The following is a 17,324-nucleotide window of genomic DNA, read 5'->3' on the forward strand; positions in this document are numbered from 1 at the left end:
CAGGAATTCGACCACTGGTCGTGACAGGTGACAACTCCACGGACTGATGAGACTGATGTGACGCATGTGGTGTCATCCTCACTGCTCCATCAGGGCGATCCCGGGCAGGGCGGGAGGCGCTCGGAGGCCCCCGTACAGTCGGCTCATGGCCCGCCCCGGAGCGCCGACCCGCTCCGCCCTGACCTGGTACGCGCGGCGGCTCCGCTCCATGAGTCCGCAGGAGGTGGCCCACCGCGCGGCCACCGTCGGCGGCTCCGTCGCGCGGCGCGTCACCGGCGACGCCGAGCCCACCGACGCCAAGCTGCTGGGCACCGACGCGGTCGACTGGGCGGCGCTGCTCGAGGACTTCCGGGCCGGCACCGGACGCCCCGTGCTCCTCGACCGGGCGACCGCCCAGCGGGTGGCCGCGGAGCACCCCGAGGCGACCGCGGCCCTCGTCGCGGCGGCCGACCGGGTGCTCGAGCACCGCTTCACCTACTTCGCCCACCCCGAGGCGCGCTACGACGGCCCGATCGACTGGTGGCTCGACCCGCTCGCCGGGTTCCGCTGGCCCGACCGCCCGGCCGACGAGATCAACCACCGCAGCGGGCACGGCGACCCGAAGTGGATCTGGGAGCTCAACCGCCTGCAGCACCTGCCCTGGCTCGCGCAGGCGTGGCTGGTCACCGGCGAGGACCGCTACGGCCGCGAGGCGCTCGAGCAGCTCGACTCCTGGATCGCGGCGAACCCGCCCGGGCGCGGCATCGCCTGGCGTGGCGCCTTCGAGGTCGGCATCCGGGCCCTGTCGGTCACCGTGGCGCTGCGGGGCCTCGCCGACCACCCGGACCTCGACGCCGACCGCTACCGCGACGCGGTGCGGATGCTCGCCGCCGGGGCCCGGCGCTGCTGGCGCGACCGCTCGCGGCACAGCTCGGCGAACAACCACCTCGTCGGCGAGCTCGCCGGCCTCGCCGCGGTCGCGACGACGTTCCCCGAGCTCGCCCGCGCCCGCCGGTGGGAGCGCGACGCCCTGGCGGCGCTCGCCGTCGAGGCCCGGCGCCAGATCCTCCCCGACGGCGTCGGCGCCGAGCAGGCCGTCGGCTACCAGGTCTTCACCGCCGAGCTCCTCGGTGTCGTCGCCCTGTTGCGGCGCCTGCGTCCGGGCCACACCCCGACCCCCGACGACGCCGCGCTGCTCGCCGCCGTCGGACGCTCGGCGGGGCACCTCGCGGACCTCGTCGGCGACGGCGACCCCGCCCCCCGCACCGGCGACGACGACGAGGGCTTCGCGCTGCGCCTGGCCCCGGCGCCGGTCCGGGAGGTCCGCGAGCACCTGGCGCTCGCGGCCGTCCTCACCGGCGAGCCCGCTGCCCGGCGCTGCGGCCGCGAGGACCTCACCGCCGCCTGGGTGGCCGCACGCCTGGGCGGGGACGGCGAGGGCGGCGAGGTCGCCGCAGGCACCGAGGGCACCGACGCCCCCTGGGCGCCGCACTCGGCGTACGCCCCCGACGGCGGGGTCGTCGTCGTGCGCGACGGCACCCGGCGCGTCCTCGTCGACGTGGGCCCGCTGGGCTACCTGTCGATCGCCGCGCACGGGCACGCGGACGCGCTGGCGGTCGGGCTGGCCGTCGACGGCCGCGAGCTGATCGGCGACCCCGGCACGGGCAGCTACTTCGTCCACCCCGACTGGCGCGACGCCCACCGCAGCACCCGCGACCACGCCACGGTCGCCGTCGACGACGTCGACCAGTCGGTGAGCGGCGGGCCGTTCCTGTGGACCGAGCACGCGACGACGCACGTCCACGACGTGGACCTCGCCGCCGGCCGCGTCGACGCCGAGCACGACGGCTACCGGCGGCTCGACGGCCCGGTCACGCACCGCCGGGTCGTGGAGGCGCCGCCCGGGGAGGACGCCGTGCTGGTCGTCGACGTCCTCACGACCTCCGGCGAGGCCTCCCACCGGGCCCGCACCACCTGGCCGCTGCACCCCGACCTCGTGCCCGACGCCCCGGACGACGCCCCGGACGACACCCCGGACGACACCGCCGGCACCGTCGTCGTCCGGCACGCCGGCACCCCGGTGCTCGCCGTCGCCACCGGCGCGAGCACCGCGACCGCCCCGTGGCGCCTGCGGGGCGGGGACGCCGACGCCGGCGAGCTCGGCTGGTGGTCGGAGCGGCTCGAGGCCCGGCGCCCGTGCTGGCTCGTGGGCACCGAGGTGGCCGTCGACGCGGCGGCCCCGACCGTGGTCGCCACGGTGCTCCGCACCGGCGCCGACCCCGCGTCCCCGGCCCCGCGGGTGACCGTGGACGCGGGCGGGATCCGGGTGGGCTGGGACACCCGCAGCGGTGCGCGCGAGACGGTCATCGACCCGGGTGCCGCCCGGGCTCGGTACTAGGATGGGTCGCGGACTCCGACGGGACCGCGCGCCCGCCGCCCCCTGCCCCACGGAGCGATGACCCCACCACCCGACGGTCGCGGACCGTCCGACGCCGACCCGGGCCGCCAGGACCCGGGGCGTCCCGGGCGCCCGGACGAGGGTCGGGCCGGCGACGGCGCGCTCGACCCCGACGGCACGATGCGGCTCGTCAGCGAGGAGCCGGTGGCCGGTCCGGGCAACGCGTCGGACCCGGAGCCCGCGCCGAAGGTCGCCGACGCCGAGCACAACCCGTCGCTCGCGGGGCTCGGCAAGACCCTGCGGCGCGGGGCGACGATCTCGGCGGCGATGCTGTTCGTCACCCAGGTCATCGCGCTCTCGCAGACCATCGTGGTCGCCCGGCTGATGAGCCCGGCGGAGATCGGTGTCTTCACGCTCGGGACGATGTTCTCGAACTACCTGGTCACCATGGCCGGCGGCGGCATGAAGGCCGCGCTCATCCAGCGCGGCGAGGACATCGAGGACGCCGCGAACACCGCCTTCTGGGCCAGCGTGCTGACCGGTGTCGTCATGGCCACGGTCGCCCTGGCGTCGGCGCCGCTGCTCGGGATGTTCTTCGAGGACCAGATGGTCGGCCTCATCGCGGCGGCCACCTGCGGCACCCTGCTGGTGCACGCGCTGCTCAACGTGCCCGAGGGGCTGATGCAGCGGCGGTTCAACTTCAAGCGCAAGCTCATCGTCGACCCCCTGACGTCGGGGTCGTTCGCCGTCGTCGCCATCGTCGGCGCCTCGCTGGGCTACGGCGTCTGGGGGCTGGTGGCGGCCCTCTACGCCTCGCAGATCGCGACGCTGATCGCCTGCTGGGCCCTCGCGGGCTGGCGCCCGGGCAAGGGCCGTCCGCGCTACCGCATCTGGCGCGAGATGGCCCGGTTCTCGTTCCCGCTCATCGTCCAGGGCGTCTCCCAGAACCTGCGCGAGAGCGCCCAGCCGGCCATCGTCGGCCGGCTCCTCGGCGCCGACCCCGCCGGCCAGTTCCGCTACGGCAAGCGGATCGGCATCCTGCCCGGGCAGGCGATCATCCAGATCGCCTCGTACGTCCTCTTCCCCGCCTTCTCCCGCATCGCCGGCGACGCGGCCCGCTTCCGTCGCGGCTTCCTGCGGGCACTGCGGCTGCTCTGGACGGCGACGCTGCCGCTGGGCGTGCTCCTCGCCGCCGTCGGCGGCCCCGCCATCGTGGTGCTCCTCGGCCCCGAGTGGGCGCCCGCCGGCCTCTTCGTCGCCGCCATGGCGGGCTTCGGCCCGGGCACGGCCCTCAACGCGGTCAGCGGCGAGTCGATCAAGGGCGCGGGGCAGAGCCGGCTCCTGCACCGGGTGACGATCACGTCGCTCGTCCTCGGCATCGGCGGGCTGTTCCTGTTCATCTGGCTCGGCCTGGGCCTCCTGGGCGTGGGCCTCGCCGTGTCGCTCGAGGGCCTCGTCGCCGGGTTCGTCACCCTCACCCTGGCGCGGCCGCTGGTCGGCGTCGGCTGGGGCGAGCTCGGGCGCGTCATGGTGCCGCCGCTCGTGAGCTCGGTGGTGGCCGGCGCGGCCGTGGCGGTCCTCGAGCACGGGGTCCTGCACTCGGCGACCCGCTCCGTGCCGGTCGGCCTGCTGTTCCTGGCCCTCGACTTCCTCGTGTTCCTCGGGCTCTACCTGCTGGTGCTGTCGTTCACCGCGCCGGCGACGGTCCGCGAGCTCGTCGACCTCCTCGCGAAGTTCCGTCGGCGCCGGTCCGGCGGAGGCGGGGAGGCCGCCGGCGACGCCGCCGTGACCCCCGAGGACCCGCAGGACCCCGACGGCAGCCGCGCCCGCCGGGGCGAGGACGACCTGCTCGACGCCCCGACGGTGATCCTCGCGCTGTGGGCACACCCGGAGACCGAGCGCCTCGTCGCGATGCGGGAGTCCCGGGCCCCGCAGCGATCGGTGCCACCGGCACCGCCCCTGCCGCCGCCCGGCCCCGCACCCCGGCCCTCGGTGCCGCCGCCCGCGATCGACGCGCGGACCACGGTCCTCCCGCCCGTCGGGTCCGCGCCCACCGAGGCGCTGCGACCCGGCACCGCCGCCGGCCCCGGGAGCACCGCGAGCACCGGCCACAGCGGCGACGGCGACAACGCCCAGGGCACCGACGGCCACGGCAGCAACGGCCACGGCAGCAACGGCCACGGCAGCAACGGCCACGGGACCACCGGGCAGGGCACCAACGGGCACCCGACCACCGGGCAGGGCACCGACGGGCGGGGCGGCGACGAGCACCCCGACGACCCGCCCGCCGACGGAGGGTCGTCCGGCGGCCGCCGCCTCGTGCCGATGACGCAGCACCGCCCGTCGCGGCCACGACGCTGACGTGCTGGCGCGGGGTCCGCACCGGGAGGGACGACCGGTGGGCCCCCGAAAGGGTGGTTGTACAGTGCCGCCGGTGGAGGGCCGCGCGAGCGCCGCACACGACGTCACGACCATGACCGCAGGGGGGTGGAGCGGCATGTCCACGACGGGGGACGCGCCCGTCCACGGTGATCGGACGAGCGACCGGCCCGTGGTGTCGTTCCTGTGCCCGGCCTACAAGACCGAGCGCTACCTGCCGGGCACCATCGCCTCGGTCCTCGCCCAGACGCGGAAGGACTGGGAGCTCGTCGTCGTCGACAACGGGATGTCCGACGCGATCCGCGACATCGTCGCCGCCGCGGACGACCCGCGGGTCGTCCTCGTGCGCCAGGAGAACGCCGGCTTCGCCGGCGGGGTCCAGGCCGCCGTCGCCGCCGCGACGGGACGGAACTTCGCCCAGCTCAACAGCGACGACCGGATCATGCCCGAGTTCGTCGAGCGCATGGCCGGGCTGCTCGAGGCCCACCCCGAGGTCGACGCGGTGACGTGCGACGCGCTGGTGCTCGACGAGCGCACCAACGCCTACCGGCGCCGCTCGTTCCACCAGCAGCACGGGATGCGAGCGAAGGTCCGGTTCTCCGACCGGCTCACGCTCGCCGAGCTGATCGACGGCCGGGTCATCTACTACACGGCGGTGGTGCGCCGGGAGATCTGGGACCGCGTCGGCGGGATCGACGGGCTCGGCGACCTGCCGATGTGGCTGCGCATCATCCGCTCGGGCGCCGACGTCCGGTCGATCCCCGACCAGCTCGGCGTCTACATGATCCGGGACGACTCGCTGTCCCGGAACCCGGAGTCGATCGCGGCCTTCCAACGGTTCCAGGAGCAGGCCTACGTCGACGGGGCGTCCGGGTCCGACGACCCGGCGGTCCACGAGGCGCTCGCCCGCCGCATCCGGCGCCTGCGCTACTACGAGGCCCTGCGCGACGCCCGCAACGCCCTGCTCACCGGGGACGCCGAGAAGGCCCGCCACCGCGCCGACGAGGCCCTCCAGATGCGGACGCGTCCGCGCAGCCTCGGCGTCGCGGCCGTGGTCCGGGTCGCGCCGCACGCGGCCGCGGGCATCTGGCCGCTCAAGCAGCGCGTCACGACGTCCGGGAAGAGGGCCGTCGCCGTCCTGCGCGGCCGGGCGCGGCCCGCCGAGCAGGAATCCGCCGCGGCGTCGCCGGGCGGATCACCGCAGACGTGACCACCACCCGCGAGCGGCGCCCGGAGGACGCACACCCATGAGCAACCCCGTCGCCGTGCGGGAGGAGCCGGCGGCGGGCGAGCCCGCCGTGTCCTTCCTGTGCTCGGCCTACCGGACCGAGGCCTACCTCCCCGGCACCATCGCCTCGGTCCTCGCCCAGACCCGGCCGGACTGGCAGCTGGTCGTCGTCGACAACGGCATGTCCGACGCGATCCGCGACATCGTGCTCGCCCACGACGACCCCCGCATCGTCCTGCTGCGTCAGGAGAACGACGGGGTCGAGGGCGGCGTCTCGGCCGCGGCGACCGCGGCGACCGGGCGCTACGTCGCCGTGCTGCACAGCGACGACCAGGTCGCCCCCGAGTACGTCGAGCGCGTGGCCGGGATCCTCGACGCCCACCCCGAGGTCGACGTCCTGGGCTGCGATGCCGTCGTCGTCGACGACGCGACCGGACGGCCCCGCAGCCCGTCCTGGTTCGCCTTCGCCGGGGCGCCGCGCCGCCCGCGCTTCGAGCACTCGGTCACGCTGGCCGAGTTCATCGACGAGGCGACCCTCTACTACTCGTCGGCGGTCCGCCGCGAGGCCTGGCTCGCCGCCGGCGGCTACCGCAAGGACGCCGGGATGGCCGACGCGGCCCTCTGGATCCGCCTGCTGCGCCAGGGGGCCGACGTCCGCGTCATCCCGGACAAGCTCGGCCGCTACCTGTGGCGCGCCGAGTCGCTGTCCCGCAACCCCGACTCCCTGAGCACCTACCAGGCCCTGCAGGTCCGGGCGTGGGTCGAGGGCGCGGAGGGCTCGACCGACCCGGCGGTCCACGAGGCCCTCGCGCGGCGCCTGCGCCGCCTGCGCTACCACGAGGCCCTCGGCCGCGCCCGGTCCGCGTTGCTCCGCGGCGACAGCGCCGGCGCCCGGGCGGAGGCGGCGGACGCCCTCGCCCAGCAGGTGCGCCCGCGCAGCCTGGCCGCGGCGGCCGCGACCCGCATCCCCGCCCCGCTCGTGGTCCGGGCGTGGGCGCTCAAGCAGGCCGTGGCGTCGCGCCTGCGCGGCCTCACCCGGTCGGTCGCGCGCCACGACCGCTGATCCGCGCGCCGCTGCTCAGCAGCCGGGCGGCGACCCCCCGGTGCCGTCGGCGAACGGCCCGGCGCAGGCCGCGCGGCGGGGCGTCCCGAGCGGGCCGCCGCCGGGCGTGGTGGGCCCGCTGTTCGTCACCACCGACAACGAGCGGAAGAGCCGGACCATCTCGTCTGAGCGCACCCCGGCAGCTCGTCCTCGGCCCCGGCCTGCACCGACAGCGAGTTGGTGCTCGGCCCGCCGGTCTTGTCGACGACGTAGGCCCCGTAGTCGCGCAGCGCCACCGCGATCTTGCGGACGTCGGGGCGCCGGAACCGCTCCGGGTCGACCGACGGCGGCAGCGCCATGAGCGACCCCATCCTCACGTGGGGGTTCGACCCGCGGTAGACGTCCTCGAAGCCGCGGTCGGCCTTCGAGGCCGGCCACCGGAAGCCGCCGTCGGCGCGGCTGCACGAGAGCTCGCAGTTCAGGCTGATCTTCAGGGCGTGCCGCAACGGCTCCGGCGACGACATCTCCCCCACGCGCACCGTGCCGCCGATGCCGGACAGGTTCGAGCCCCCGTGGCAGCCGAGCAGGCCCGGGCCGGTCAGCGACAGCGGGTCCCACGCGTACGCGTAGGACGGCTCGCCGCCGCGGGAGAGCCGCAGGGGCTGCCCCTGCACCACGGTGCGCCGGTCGGGCGCGTCGACCAGGAAGGTCGAGCAGTGGTTCCACGACCCGTCCGCGGTGAGGTCCGGGTCGACGTGGACGCGCACGGACCGGCCGTCGGCGTCGAGGTCGCGCACCGGGAACCGCGGGTCGACGCTGATGTCCTCGATGTCGAGGTAGACCCGCTGCGCCCGGGTGTCGAACCGCTCGAGGGCCGCCGCGCGCGCCAGCGGCAGGTTCCACGGCGAGTCCCACGCGAACGGACGGGCGTGGACGTCGCGAGCGGCCCGCCCGTCGGTGGTCTCGGTGGTCTCGGCGGTCTCGGTGGTCTCGTCGGCCACCGCCGCCGGGCCGGACAGCACGCCACCCCCGAGCACGGCCAGGACCGCCAGGAGCGTCGCCACCGTCCCCGCGATCGTCCGTCCGCCCGCGACGCTCCCCCGGCGACGCACCCGCATCCGCCCCACTCCTCACCGCTCGTCCGGCCGCTCGCCGCACGATGGTCCCGTTCGGCGCAGCGAGGAGACCATTCGGCGCAGGACGGCGGAAGTCACCCATCGTGCGGTGTGACCGCGGGGCGGACGGTCACGTCAGGTCGGGGAGGGCCCCGTCCGCGGCGGGACGACCCGCACCGCCGGGTCGACGACCACCCAGCGGCCGCCGTGCTCCTCCACCCCGGGCAACCGCCCGCGGACCTCGTCGAGGAGGTCGGTGACGAACAGGACGACCTCGTCGGGCCGCCGCCGGTCGATCTCGTCCACGGCGGTGATGGGCACCGGCACGCCGGGGAAGCGGCGCCCCTGCTTGCCGGGCGAGCCGTCGGCGACCGCGGGCAGGAGATCGGGGCCGACGCCGGCGCGGTTGAGCAGCGGGACCGCGCGGGAGGCCGCGGCGTACCCGAGCACCGAGCGCCCCTGCGCGCGCAGCTCCACCAGCCGCTCGCGCAGCGCATCGGCGCTGGCCCGCGTGGCCTCCTCGAGGCGGGCGACGACCGCGGGGTCGGTCACCCCGGCGGCCTGCTCGCGCTCGAGCATGCTGCGCACCGAGACGGGGTCGGCCGGCCCGGGACGGCCGCGCCGCCGGGCGGCGAGCAGCACGGTGCCGCCGTAGAGGTCGAAGAGGAACGCGTGGACGACCTCGAAGCCGACGGCCTCGAGCATCCCCTGGAGCACGGGGACCGAGTAGTAGGCGAAGTGGCCGTGCCGCAGGGCGTTCCAGCCCCCGTCGGCGATGATCGCCGCGAGCGTGTGGAACTGCAGGAGCAGGACGCCGTCGTCGGCCACGGCCGCGACCCGTTCCGCGAGCCCCGCCGCCTGGTCCGCGGCGTGCATGAGGCCGAAGCAGTCGACCACGACGTCGGCGGGCGACCCGGGCGTCGCCTCGGTGAGCCCGGCCGCGGCGAGCAGGTCGAGCCAGGAGCCGCCGTGCGGGCTGCCGAACTCCGCCACGGTGCCCCCGCCCGCGGGCAGCAGGCCCGCCGCCAGGACGCGGGCCACCGCGTCCTCGGCCTGGGCGATCATGGCCGCGGGCTCGGCACCGCGCGGCTCCTCGGGCGTCGTCGGGTCCTCGGCGAGCTGGGCGAGGCCGCAGACCGCGCACTGCCACATCCGCAGCGGGTGGACCGGGTCCGGGCCCGGGTCCTCGACCGGCGGGAAGTGGTCGGCGGCCGGCTGGTCCCCGAGGTCGAGCACGACGGTGCCCTGCTCCCCGCCGCACCACCGGCACCGGACCGGCAGGGCGCGGGGATCGTCCCCGGGAACACGGACCTCGGACGGCGACGCGGCATCCACGCGCCCCTTCTACTCCGGGGGTGTGCGGGGACACCCGACCGGGGGTGGCATGGTGCCGGTCCGTGGAGGTCCGCACGAGCACGATCGACGGCGTCCTGGTCTTCGTCCCGACACCCCATCGGGACGACCGGGGCTTCTTCACCCGCACCTTCGACGTGGCGATCGGTGCCGCCCACGGCGTCGACCTGGGGCCGGAGGCCCAGGACAGCCAGTCCCGCTCCCGCCTCGGCACGATCCGGGGGATGCACGGACGCCGCGGACGCGGCGAGGCGAAGCTCGTCCGCGTCGCGCACGGCGCCGTCCAGGACGTCCTCGTCGACGCGCGACCCGGGTCGCCGACGTTCGGCACGGTGGCGACGTTCCGCCTCGACGACGCCGACCACCACCACCTGTACGTGCCGCCGGGTCTCCTGCACGGCTTCCAGGCCCTCACCGACACCGCGGACGTCTGCTACCGGATCGACCGGCCGCACGCCCCCGGCGAGGACCTCGCCGTGGCCCACGACGACCCCGATCTGGCGATCTCCTGGCCCGTGCCCGTGACGGCGATCTCGGAGCGGGACCGCACGGCCGGCACCTGGCGTGACCTGGTCGCGACGCTCGAGGGTGATCGTCCTCTCAGCTGAGCTCCCCGCCGGGTCATGCCCGGAATGCCGGGAAGTACTCGATCGTGTGCTTCCCGTGATCAGCCCTCAACACGGCGCCCCGAGGACCCGTTGGTCGGTTCAGGAGGCCCCACTCCGGCTCCGCACGGGCCGCCCGCACCGCCGCGGGACGGCCGTCGACACGCGACATCGGGGTGGTCGAGCGACCCCGCGAAACGATGAGGTGCGATGCGATTCCTGGCCCTGACCAAGCGGCACATCGAGTCCCGCCAGAGCGGCTACGACCTGCGGGTCGCGAACCTCTGCGCGCACCTCCCCGGTGAGGTCCACCTGGTGGTGGCGCCGTTCCTGCGGCCCGGCGAGGCGCGCCCCGGCCTGCCGCTCGACGGCGTGTTCGACTCGGTCGAGGAGCTGGCGCCGCTGCGCGCCGAGCCCGCCCACCCGCGCCGGCACTTCCGGCTCTCCAACGAGCGCTTCCTCCAGCTGAGCCGCCCGCAGGCCTTCGCCGCGGCGCGCGCCCGCCTCCTCGAGGTCATCGCCGAGCGCGAGATCACCCACGTCGTGGTGTTCGGCGGCGAGATCGCCGAGCTCGCGGCGGACCTGGACCTCCCCCAGCGCCCCCGCGTCCTGCTCGACGTGTGCGACAGCACCGCCCTGACCGCGGACCGGGCCCGCACGAGCGCCTCCCCGCTCCAGCACGTCAAGGAGTGCCTGGACGTCGCCCGCAAGCGGCGCACGGAGACCAAGCTGGTCGACGGCTTCGACCTCGTCGCGACGATCAGCGATGCGGACTCCCGCGCCGTCGAGGGCCGGCATCCCGCCGGCACCGTCGTCACCGTCCCCAACGGCCTGGACGAGACCTACGTCCGCCCGCTGCCCGCGGGCGGCACGCGCCGCGGGGTGGTGTTCTGGGGCAACCTGGGCTTCGGCCCCAACCGCGACGCGCTGCGCTTCTTCGTCGACCGGGTCTACCTCCCGCGCCTGCGCGACCACGGCGTCGAGCTCTGCGTCATCGGCGCCGACGCGCCGCCGTGGCTGACCGAGCTCGCCGCGCGGGAGCCGGGTGTCCGCCTCACGGGCTACGTCGAGGACCTCGCGGCCACCGTCACCGAGTACCCGATCATGATCAACCCGATGTGCAGCGGCAGCGGGCTGAAGAACAAGGTCCTCGAGGCCTTCGGGCTCGGCCTCGCCGTGGTGTCCACGCCGCTGGGCGTCGAGGCGCTCCCGCAGGCGCGGGACGGCCAGCACCTCGCGTGCGCGCAGGACGGCGAGGACTTCGCCGCGACGGTCCTCGCGTTGCTCGACGACGACCTGCGCCGCGAGCAGCTGCGGGGTGCCGCGCACGCCCTCGTGCAGGAGCACTACCGCTGGGAGGCGGTCGGCCGGGTGTGGCGCCGGATGGTCGTGCTGGGACCGGGCGTCCCGCCCGCGCCGCGGCGGGCCGGGTGGCCGACCACGGCGGGGCAGCGGCGGCTCGTCCTCGACTGATCAGCCGCCGGCGCGCGGGCGCAGGCTCTCGTCCAGGGAGCCTGCCGCCTGGCGGTCCTGGAGGACGGCGAGGCGGGTGAAGCGCCGGTCGAACGCCTCCTGGGTCAGCCCGCGGGCGCGGTACTCCCGGATCAGCTCCTCGGCGCCGTCGGCCACCGACCAGGCGGGACGGAACTCGGGCAGGAACTTGCCGATCTTGGTGAAGTCGACCCGGTACGAGCGGGGGTCGCCGCCGGTCTCGCCGGTGATGATCAGCTCGGCCTCGGGCACCGCGACCTTGACCGCGTCGGCGATGTCGCGGACCTGCACGTTGTTCTCCGTCGAGCCCACGTTGAACGCCTGCGCGCGCACCGTCTCGGCGGGCGCCGCGAGCGCCGCGACGACGGCCGCGCCGATGTCCCGGGCGTGCGCGAGCGGGCGCCAGGGGGTGCCGTCGCTCATGACGAGGATGCGGTTCGACAGCAGCGCGTGGCCGACGAGGTTGTTGAGCACGATGTCGGCGCGCAGCCGCGGCGAGAACCCGAACGCGGTGGCGTTGCGCATGGACACCGGCACGAAGTCGTCGTCGGCCATGTCGACGAGGTCGGCCTCGACGCGCACCTTCGACTCCGCGTAGGGGGTCACCGGCTTCATCGGCGCCTCCTCGTCGAGCACGTCCTCGGTGCCCGACGCGCCGTACACCGAGCAGGTGGAGGCGTAGACGAAGCGGCCGACCCCGGCCTCCTTCGCCAGGCGCGCCAGGCGGGTGGAGGCGTGGTGGTTGATGTCGTAGGTGTGCTGCGGGGCCAGCGCGCCGAGCGGGTCGTTCGACAGCGCCGCGAGGTGCACGACGGCGTCGAAGCCAGCGAGCTGCTCGACCGTGACGTCGCGCAGGTCGACCGCCAGCGCCGGCGGCTCGGGGGCGGGCAGCTCACCGAGGACGCAGTCGGCGAACAGGCCGGAGTCGAGGCCGGTGACCTCGTGCCCCGCCTCGGTGAGCTGGGGCGCCATGAGGGTCCCGAGGTAGCCCTGGTGGCCGGTGAGCAGGACGCGCATCAGCGGTCCCCCCTTCGTGTGGCTGTCCGACGTGGTGGCGGTGCTTCAGGCTGACGGTACGGGTGCCCCGAGCAGCGCCCGCGTCAGGTGGAACCCCTCCGCGTAGCGCACGCCCGCCTGCACCCCGCGCACGCGCGCGAGGCCCCGGAACGTCTCCTCGTCGAACCAGGCCCGGGCCACCTGGGACGGGTAGTGCCCGTGCAGCAGGCGGACCTTCTCCGCGACGACGTCGGCCTCGAGGGGCATGAGCAGCGGCGGCTGCGCGAGGTCCGGCTCGGCCTTGAGGATCTCGTAGCCGAGCGCCAGGTGGTCACGGAACACGGTGGGCACGAGCTTCGCGAGCTCGCGGTGGTCCTGGTGGTCGTCACCGCGGTGCCCGACGAGCACGAGGTCGGGCTCGCAGGTCCGGCGGAACGCCTCGAGCTGCTCCTTCGCCCACTCCCAGTGCGTCGGGAGCCGGCCGTCGGGCATGTCGAGGACGGTGACGGCGAGGTCCGCGCCCGGGCAGAACGCCGCCAGCGCGGCACGCTCCTCGTCCTCGCGGGGCGTGCCGCCGCCGGCGAGGACGAGCACGCGCACCCGGAGCCCGGGGCGAGCACGGCACAGCGTGAGCACCGTGCCGCCCGCGCCGATCGGGATGTCGTCGCAGTGGGCGGCGAGCAGGACGAGCTCGTCGACGGTCTCCGGGCGCAGGGCCCGCATCAGGACCCGGGCGGCGACGAGAGCGCGCCGTCGCGGGAGAGCTCGGCCTCGACCAGCATCTCCAGCGGCGTCCGCTCCCGACCGGGCCGTTCCCAGACCATCCACGGCCGCGTGCCGGCGCGGTACGCGGCCTCCAGGGCGTTGCGCTCCTTGAGCGTGTCCGCGGGCTGCCAGAAGCCGTCGTACCGGTGGGCCAGCAGACGGCCCTCCTTCGCCAGCGTCACGCACGCGTCGCCGACGAGGTCGCCGCCCTCGGGGATGTGGTCGAGCACCTCGGGCCGCAGGACGAAGTAGCCACCGTTGACGCGCACACCCATGTCGGTGGCCCGCGCGATGCCGGTGACCCGGTCGGCCCCGTCCACGTCGACCGTGTGGAACACCTCCTGCGGCGCCACGGCCAGCAGGGACGCGACGGCGTCGCTCGACGTGAACCGCTCCACCATGCGGTCGAGCGGCGCGTCGGTGAGCACGTCGGCGTAGTTCGCGAGGAACATCTCGTCGTCCTCGACGAGGTGGCGGACCCGGCGCAGCCGCTCGCCGATCGGCGACTCCAGCCCGGTGTTGACGAAGTGGATCGTCCAGGTGCCGATGTCGGAGCCGAGCAGCTCCACCTCGCCGTCGCGCAGGACGAAGTCGTTCGACTCCGTCTCGCGGTACGACAGGAAGTAGTTCTTGATGTGCTCGGCGCCGTACCCCAGGCACAGGACGAACTCCGTGTGCCCGAAGTGGGCGTAGTAGCGCATCACGTGCCACAGCAACGGACGCGGTCCGACCTTCTGCATCGGCTTGGGGACGTCGGAGTCCCCGTCGCGCATGCGCATGCCGAAACCGCCGCAGAACAGCACGACCTTCACGAGAGCAGCCTCCCAGATCCGGGTTCCACCACCTGCAGCGAGGGGATCGGGAAGACGAGCGACCCGCCCCAGTCCGCCACGTGGGCCAGCTGGGCGGTGATCTCCTCGCGCAGGTTCCAGGGCAGGACGAGCACGTGGTCGGGGCGGTCGGCGTCGATCCGCTCCGGGGCGTGGATCGGGATGCGCGTGCCCGGCGTGTACCGGCCGTGCTTGTAGGGGTTGCGGTCGACGGTGTACGCGAGCAGGTCGGGCCGGATGCCGCAGTAGTTCAGCAGCGTGTTGCCCTTGCCCGGCGCGCCGTAGCCGACGACCGACTTCCCGGCGTCCGCGGCGTCGATGAGGAACCGCACGAGGTCGTTGCGGATGCGCGAGACCTCCCCGGCGAAGCCGGCGTGGCCCTCGACCGTGTCGAGCCCGGCCGCGGCCTCCTCGGCGAGCACGTCGGCCACGGCCTGCGAGGGCCCCTGACCGAGCTCGGTGGGTCGCGCCCAGCACCGGATCGACCCGCCGTGGGTCGGCAGCAGCTCGACGTCGACGAGCTCGAGCCCGCCCGAGCGCAGCGCCTTCTGCGCGGTCGCGAGCGTGTAGTACTGGAAGTGCTCGTGGTAGATCGTGTCGAACTGCCGGTACCGCATGAGGGTCAGCAGGTGCTGGACCTCGATCGACACCCAGCCGTCGTCGGCCACCATCGCCCGCAGGCCGCGGGTGAAGCCCACGACGTCGGGGATGTGCGCGTAGACGTTGTTCGCGACGACGAGCGCGGCCGGGCCGTGCTCGGAGCGCACCGCCGCCCCCGTCTCCGGGGAGAGGAACGCCGTGATCGTCGGCACGCCCTTGTCCCGGGCGGCCTGGCCGACGTTGGCGCTGGGCTCCACGCCCACGGCGCGCATGCCGTCGGCGACGACGTGCTGGAGCAGGTAGCCGTCGTTGCTCGCCGCCTCGACCACCAGCGAGTCGCGCGTCAGCCCGGCCCGCTGCGTGGCGGCGGTGACGAAGCGGCGCGCGTGCTCGACCCACGACGTCGAGAACGACGAGAAGTACGCGTACTCGGTGAACGTCTCGTCGGGGTCGATGACGGGCGGGAGCTGCACGAGCAGGCACGACCGGCAGACCCGGGGGTGGAGCGGGAACGTCGGCTCGGGCGCCTCGAGCGCGTCCTCGGTGAGGAAGAGCTCGCAGGGCGGGGTGGCCCCGAGGTCGACGAAGCTTCCCAGGTCGGCGGATCCGCAGAGCCGGCAGATGATCTTGTCCAAGGCTTCCGTCTCAGTAGGCGCCGTCGCCGCGGAACACCGCGGAGACCGTCTTCCACATGATCACCAGGTCCATCGCCGGCGACCAGTTCTCCACGTAGCGCAGGTCCAGCCGGACCGACTCCTCCCAGGACAGGTCGGAGCGTCCGCTGACCTGCCAGAGCCCGGTCATCCCGGGGCGCACGAGGAACTTGCGCTTCGCCGCGTCGGTGTACGACTCGATCTCCCCGGGCAGCGGCGGGCGCGGCCCGACCAGCGACATCGAGCCACCGAGGACGTTGAGCAGCTGCGGGAGCTCGTCGAGCGAGTAGCGGCGCAGCAGCTGCCCGATGCGGGTGACGCGCGGGTCCCGGCGCAGCTTGAACAGCGGCCCGGAGCCGTCGTTCGTGCCGGCCAGCAGCGCGTCGCGCATCTTGTCCGCGTCCGGCACCATCGACCGGAACTTGATCATCTTGAAGGTCTTGCCGCGCTGCCCGACGCGGGTCTGGCGGTAGAACACCGGGCCGCCGTCGAGCTTGACCACGAACGCGATGACGGCGAAGACCGGGAGCAGGACCAGGAGGATCGCCGCGGTGGTGACCCGGTCGAACATGAGCTTGAAGACCCGCGGCACGCCCGAGAGGCGCGGCTCGGTCAGGCGCAGCAGCGGCAGGCCGTCGACGGGTGCGACGTGCAGGCGCGGCCCGGCGACCTCCATGAGGCCCGGGTCGACGACCAGCTCGGAGCCGGTGCCCTCGAGGTCCCACGCGAGGCGCTGCAGACGCTTCGGGCTCCAGCCGGGCGTCGGGGCGACGGCGACGACGCCGTAGCGCCCGCTGCCCACGCTGGTCGACAGGTCGTCGAGGTCACCGATGACCGGGACGCCGGCCACGTGGCCCTGGCCCTCCTCGCCGAGACCGGTCGGCGTGCAGGCCGCGACGACGACCCAGCCCATGTGGGGCACGCGGCGGGTGCGCTCGATGAGGTCGCGCAGGGCCTGCTCGGTGCCGACGGCGAGCACCGGCAGCATCCCGCGGCCGCGCTTGCGGGCCTGGTGGAGCCAGCGGCGCAGCAGGTAGCGGCCGGCCATGGCGGCGAGGCCCGCGACCGGCAGCACGCCGAACACCCACGGGCGCACGCCCAGGCGCTCGACCGCGAGGCCGCCGAGGCCGAGCACGATCGCCGCGGAGACGAAGGCGCGGATCAGGCGGCTCCACTCCTCGGCGCCCTGGCCGAGGGTGCGGGGGTCCCAGGCGCGGCAGGCGACGAGCGCGAGCGGCACGAGGATCGCCGCGCCGGCCGCCAGGTTCCAGGGGTCGGAGGCCTGCGAGCCCGTGCCGTCACCGAAGCCGATGAGCGCGCCCAGCAGGATGCAGACGGCGAGGGTGGCGAGGTCGGAGGCGGCCACCGCGAGCGCGAACTTGCGCTGCCAGCTCGTGGCGGTCGCGACGCTGCCCGGCTGGCCGGGGCCCTCGTCCTCCCAGATGCGGACGAAACCGGGCGCGGTCGGCGCCGGCTCGACGAAGACCTCGGGCTCGGCCGGGGCGGGCGCGTCCGCGCCGACCGGCGCGGGACCGGGCGCCAGCCCGACCTGCTCGGAGATCTTGACTCGTCCGTTCGTCACGTCGCCCCCGTCATCGGTCGCACGGATGGGACGGTCCATCCGCGGCACCTCACAGGTTTCTCGACAGCCCATTCCTCGACGTTGGACGCGCAGGTCCGCGTGAGGTTGCTCGCCGACATCCCCGAATCCGCGACGCGGGAAGCGCCGCCCATCCCGAACGCCTCGATCAACGACACCGCGGTCACACGGTCACGTGGGGCGCGACCGCATGACACGTCCGAGCGGATGATCGCAGAAGCCGGCAACGTGCCCGACGGGCACCGTCGGTCACCACGGAGCGGGCGGCACCCCGCGCCGGCGGTGCGCCG

At 75.0% G+C, this 17,324-nt stretch carries 13 protein-coding genes; 6 read left to right on the top strand and 7 right to left on the bottom strand.

From position 1 onward, the window contains the following. Positions 1-145: 145 nt before the first annotated feature. The 4 genes from PH190_RS01535 to PH190_RS01550 all read left to right on the top strand — a co-directional run bounded on the left by PH190_RS01535 (position 146) and on the right by PH190_RS01550 (position 7,047). The gene (locus PH190_RS01535; protein WP_274229745.1) at positions 146-2,377 is read left to right on the top strand and encodes a heparinase II/III family protein; all 2,232 of its coding nucleotides are present in this window, start codon (positions 146-148) and stop codon (positions 2,375-2,377) included. Positions 2,378-2,434: 57 nt separating this feature from the next. Next, positions 2,435-4,738, top strand: a complete 2,304-nt coding sequence (locus tag PH190_RS01540) for an oligosaccharide flippase family protein (RefSeq protein ID WP_274229746.1) — start codon at positions 2,435-2,437, stop codon at positions 4,736-4,738. 136 nt (positions 4,739-4,874) lie between these two features. Continuing rightward, on the top strand, positions 4,875-5,966 hold the full coding sequence (locus PH190_RS01545) for a glycosyltransferase family 2 protein (protein ID WP_274229747.1): 1,092 nt from the start codon (positions 4,875-4,877) through the stop codon (positions 5,964-5,966). Between the two features lie 37 nt (positions 5,967-6,003). After that, on the top strand, positions 6,004-7,047 hold the full coding sequence (locus tag PH190_RS01550) for a glycosyltransferase family 2 protein (protein ID WP_274229748.1): 1,044 nt from the start codon (positions 6,004-6,006) through the stop codon (positions 7,045-7,047). Positions 7,048-7,172: 125 nt separating this feature from the next. Here PH190_RS01550 and PH190_RS01555 read toward each other — a convergent pair whose 3' ends face one another. Together PH190_RS01555 and PH190_RS01560 are read right to left on the bottom strand one after the other, a co-directional pair. After that, positions 7,173-8,144 carry a hypothetical protein gene (locus PH190_RS01555; protein ID WP_274229749.1) on the bottom strand — a complete coding sequence of 324 codons (972 nt, stop codon included), beginning with the start codon at positions 8,142-8,144 and terminating at the stop codon, positions 7,173-7,175. Between the two features lie 132 nt (positions 8,145-8,276). Further along, positions 8,277-9,476, bottom strand: a complete 1,200-nt coding sequence (locus PH190_RS01560; protein WP_274229750.1) for a class I SAM-dependent methyltransferase — start codon at positions 9,474-9,476, stop codon at positions 8,277-8,279. Positions 9,477-9,538: 62 nt separating this feature from the next. On the opposite strand from PH190_RS01560, the gene PH190_RS01565 reads away from it, so the two are divergent. Both PH190_RS01565 and PH190_RS01570 read left to right on the top strand, forming a co-directional pair. Continuing rightward, positions 9,539-10,102, top strand: coding sequence for a dTDP-4-dehydrorhamnose 3,5-epimerase family protein (locus tag PH190_RS01565; RefSeq protein WP_274229751.1), 564 nt, complete (start codon positions 9,539-9,541; stop codon positions 10,100-10,102). 207 nt (positions 10,103-10,309) lie between these two features. Next, on the top strand, positions 10,310-11,572 hold the full coding sequence (locus tag PH190_RS01570) for a glycosyltransferase family 4 protein (RefSeq protein ID WP_274229752.1): 1,263 nt from the start codon (positions 10,310-10,312) through the stop codon (positions 11,570-11,572). Here PH190_RS01570 and PH190_RS01575 read toward each other — a convergent pair whose 3' ends face one another. From PH190_RS01575 to PH190_RS01595, 5 genes are read right to left on the bottom strand one after another with little or no spacing between them, the layout of a single operon-like run. Next, the gene (locus PH190_RS01575) at positions 11,573-12,607 is read right to left on the bottom strand and encodes an NAD-dependent epimerase/dehydratase family protein (RefSeq protein ID WP_274229753.1); all 1,035 of its coding nucleotides are present in this window, start codon (positions 12,605-12,607) and stop codon (positions 11,573-11,575) included. Between the two features lie 45 nt (positions 12,608-12,652). Continuing rightward, positions 12,653-13,309, bottom strand: a complete 657-nt coding sequence (locus PH190_RS01580; protein WP_274229754.1) for a PIG-L deacetylase family protein — start codon at positions 13,307-13,309, stop codon at positions 12,653-12,655. Next, entirely contained in the window at positions 13,309-14,163 is an 855-nt protein-coding gene (locus tag PH190_RS01585; RefSeq protein ID WP_274229755.1) for a glycosyltransferase family protein, read from the bottom strand. Before PH190_RS01585 ends, PH190_RS01580 begins: the two co-directional genes overlap by 1 nt. After that, entirely contained in the window at positions 14,160-15,416 is a 1,257-nt protein-coding gene (locus PH190_RS01590) for a class I SAM-dependent methyltransferase (RefSeq protein ID WP_274229756.1), read from the bottom strand. The genes PH190_RS01585 and PH190_RS01590 overlap by 4 nt, the downstream gene beginning before the upstream one ends. A gap of 10 nt (positions 15,417-15,426) precedes the next feature. Then, positions 15,427-17,016 carry a sugar transferase gene (locus PH190_RS01595; protein ID WP_274229757.1) on the bottom strand — a complete coding sequence of 530 codons (1,590 nt, stop codon included), beginning with the start codon at positions 17,014-17,016 and terminating at the stop codon, positions 15,427-15,429. Positions 17,017-17,324: the final 308 nt, after the last annotated feature.

Origin of the sequence: Actinomycetospora straminea (assembly GCF_028737255.1) — a bacterium.
Lineage (GTDB): Bacteria > Actinomycetota > Actinomycetes > Mycobacteriales > Pseudonocardiaceae > Actinomycetospora > Actinomycetospora straminea.

What these genes read in the sequence shown, in the direction of transcription:
- PH190_RS01535 (WP_274229745.1), top strand. Translation starts at nt 146, where the DNA reads ATGGCCCGCCCCGGAGCGCCGACCCGCTCCGCCCTGACCTGGTACGCG.
- PH190_RS01540 (WP_274229746.1), top strand. Translation starts at nt 2,435, where the DNA reads ATGACCCCACCACCCGACGGTCGCGGACCGTCCGACGCCGACCCGGGC.
- PH190_RS01545 (WP_274229747.1), top strand. Translation starts at nt 4,875, where the DNA reads ATGTCCACGACGGGGGACGCGCCCGTCCACGGTGATCGGACGAGCGAC.
- PH190_RS01550 (WP_274229748.1), top strand. Translation starts at nt 6,004, where the DNA reads ATGAGCAACCCCGTCGCCGTGCGGGAGGAGCCGGCGGCGGGCGAGCCC.
- PH190_RS01555 (WP_274229749.1), bottom strand. Translation starts at nt 8,144, where the DNA reads ATGCGGGTGCGTCGCCGGGGGAGCGTCGCGGGCGGACGGACGATCGCG.
- PH190_RS01570 (WP_274229752.1), top strand. Translation starts at nt 10,310, where the DNA reads ATGCGATTCCTGGCCCTGACCAAGCGGCACATCGAGTCCCGCCAGAGC.
- PH190_RS01575 (WP_274229753.1), bottom strand. Translation starts at nt 12,607, where the DNA reads ATGCGCGTCCTGCTCACCGGCCACCAGGGCTACCTCGGGACCCTCATG.
- PH190_RS01580 (WP_274229754.1), bottom strand. Translation starts at nt 13,309, where the DNA reads ATGCGGGCCCTGCGCCCGGAGACCGTCGACGAGCTCGTCCTGCTCGCC.